The sequence below is a fragment of the Salinivibrio sp. MA427 genome, from assembly GCF_001996115.1.
Lineage (GTDB): Bacteria > Pseudomonadota > Gammaproteobacteria > Enterobacterales > Vibrionaceae > Salinivibrio > Salinivibrio costicola.
Window position 1 is genome coordinate 1 of the sequence record NZ_MUFH01000481.1, and the last position, 1,858, is coordinate 1,858.

Annotated in this window: 3 protein-coding genes; all 3 read right to left on the minus strand. The window is 47.4% G+C overall.

Annotation, left to right across the window (positions count from 1 at the left end):
* Positions 1 to 267: 267 nt before the first annotated feature.
* The 3 genes from BZG79_RS15755 to BZG79_RS15765 all read right to left on the minus strand — a co-directional run bounded on the left by BZG79_RS15755 (position 268) and on the right by BZG79_RS15765 (position 1,772).
* Positions 268 to 513 carry an Lpp/OprI family alanine-zipper lipoprotein gene (locus tag BZG79_RS15755; RefSeq protein WP_021023886.1) on the minus strand — a complete coding sequence of 82 codons (246 nt, stop codon included), beginning with the start codon at positions 511 to 513 and terminating at the stop codon, positions 268 to 270.
* A gap of 207 nt (positions 514 to 720) precedes the next feature.
* On the minus strand, positions 721 to 1,182 hold the full coding sequence (locus tag BZG79_RS15760; RefSeq protein ID WP_077669483.1) for a copper chaperone PCu(A)C: 462 nt from the start codon (positions 1,180 to 1,182) through the stop codon (positions 721 to 723).
* 2 nt (positions 1,183 to 1,184) lie between these two features.
* Positions 1,185 to 1,772, minus strand: a complete 588-nt coding sequence (locus tag BZG79_RS15765) for an SCO family protein (protein ID WP_077669482.1) — start codon at positions 1,770 to 1,772, stop codon at positions 1,185 to 1,187.
* Positions 1,773 to 1,858: the final 86 nt, after the last annotated feature.

The window sequence follows — 1,858 nt, forward strand, 5'->3', positions numbered from 1 at the left end:
ACAACAATCAACGTCTCAAGCAGATACGTTCGTCCCGTCAGTCAATCGCCCTGGAGTCAAAAAATAACAAACGGCGCATCGTGCGCCGTTTGTTAAGATAGCTTACCGATTTGACAACAATCAACGTCTCAAGCAGATACGTTCGTCCCGTCAGTCAATCGCCCTGGAGTCAAAAAATAACAAACGGCGCATCGTGCGCCGTTTGTTAAGATAGCTTACCGATTTGGCGTCTATTTATTTCAACGATGAGTAAGCGTTGTTAAAAGCTTATTTTGTGTATGACTGCGCCATATTATCAATGCGCTTATTCGCACGTTTGGCTTCATCATAGGCCATGCCTGATGTGTTTTTCGTCTCACTAACGTCATTTTTCATCATTGAAACGTCATTGGAGAGCGCGTCGACCTTTGCCGATAAATCATTGACGCTTTGTTGTAATGCGGTGGTATTGGTACAGCCCATCAATAAAACACTTGATACGACCGCAGCTAGAGCCATTGGACGGATTTTCATAGATAACCTCGACTGTTGTTTAAAATCGTCATAACGTTAGGAGTATCACGCTTAGACGTGACCACACCTAACCTTAGACGCTAACAAGAGATTTTGCTTGCCAACCCTTCACTTAGCTATCATACCTTGACGCAGTTAACACGAGATGACCGCTTTCGCCTTTTTTGGCTGTTTTTTGTACAATCTTGCGGCCGCCGTTACTGCCTCTTATTCGCTACCGCTGTGATGTTTCATGCCAGCCATGACGGTTTTTACCGGAATTTGCTTGGTTAGCGTGTGGCCATCAGCGGTGGTTAATGTCAGTGAAATATGTTCCCCAACCTCTAAAGGTTTTACCAAGTCAAAGAGCATCACATGCAAGCCCCCCGGCTTTAGAATAACTTGCTCGCCCTTCGGCACTAAAATTTGCGCGATTTGACGCATTTCCATCATGCCATCCACCATGGCGTGTTCATGCAGTTCAACCCGTTTGGCGGCTGGTGTGCTGGCGCTCACCACTCGTTTTAGCACCTTACTTTGGTTATCCAACACCATAAAGGCCGCACTGTTGGGCGCACCAGGAGCACTCGCGCGCGCATAAGCATCATGAAGAAAAAATTCGCCATGCGCATGCGCTAGGGGAGCCAGTATAAAAGCAATAGCGGCAATAAAAGGCTTGAGAGATTTCATTGTTATTCCTTATCGTTATCAGTTACCCGTTGAACGGCGGCGACCAGCATGTCGGGGTTTAAGGTGTGTGGGATTTTTTCCAAAAGCTCGCCATCAGGCGAGAGAAAGTAGAAAAAAGAGCTATGGTCAACGGCGTAGTCCATGGCAGAGTCTTCCAGCTCGGTAATGCGGTACAACACACCATAGCGTTTCGCAAGTTGATCAATTTGCGCCCTGGAGCCGCTGACGCCTGTGATTAGAGGATGGAAAAAATGCGCGTACTCGGCGGCTTTTTCGCTGGTATCACGTTTTGGATCCAGCGTGATAAATACAGGCGATACCGCCTTTTGCGTCGACTCTGGCAGCGACTTTAATGCCGCCGACAAAACCGCAAGTGATGTTGGACATACATCAGGGCAATGGGTGTAGCCGAAATAAACAATCCTTGGTCGGGGATCGTCAACATTATATAGGTTGAAAGGCTGCCCATCGGACTGCAACGCGCCAGCTTGCGCTTGTTGTTGTGTTTGTTGGTAATTGTCATAAAGGGCGCGTGCGCCTAAGCCAACACAAACGGCAATAATGGCGACTAGCCAAGCTTTTTTACTCATTATCGCTCCATGCGTACTTTAATGGGGAAATGGTTTTTTGCTTCGTTATCCAGCGTAATCGTGCCTACCCATGTCATGCTATCTTC

Bases quoted from the DNA above. Each gene is read 5' to 3' on its own strand.
- BZG79_RS15755 (WP_021023886.1), bottom strand. From the start codon at position 513: ATGAAAATCCGTCCAATGGCTCTAGCTGCGGTCGTATCAAGTGTTTTA.
- BZG79_RS15760 (WP_077669483.1), bottom strand. From the start codon at position 1,182: ATGAAATCTCTCAAGCCTTTTATTGCCGCTATTGCTTTTATACTGGCT.
- BZG79_RS15765 (WP_077669482.1), bottom strand. From the start codon at position 1,772: ATGAGTAAAAAAGCTTGGCTAGTCGCCATTATTGCCGTTTGTGTTGGC.